Genomic DNA, 207 nt, shown 5'->3' on the forward strand with positions numbered 1-207 from the left:
CCAGCGCAACACGAAGGCGTCCGGCGTCATCCCGCAGATCAGCGTGATGCTCGGCCCGTGCGCGGGCGGTGCGGCGTACTCGCCCGCCCTGACGGACTTCGTGTTCATGGTCCGTGAGACCTCGCAGATGTTCATCACCGGACCGGACGTGGTCAAGGGGGGGACGGGGGAGGAGATCACCCAAAAAGGTCTGGGCTGCGCGCGAGT

General features: G+C 67.1%; 1 protein-coding gene. It reads left to right on the plus strand.

The genetic code is table 11. The features are described from left to right. Positions 1 to 207 (plus strand): carboxyl transferase domain-containing protein (locus tag MFF64_RS37755; protein WP_273557230.1); only part of this gene is annotated, 207 nt, incomplete at both ends.

This window comes from Methylobacterium frigidaeris, from assembly GCF_022179185.1.
Classification (GTDB): domain Bacteria; phylum Pseudomonadota; class Alphaproteobacteria; order Rhizobiales; family Beijerinckiaceae; genus Methylobacterium; species Methylobacterium frigidaeris.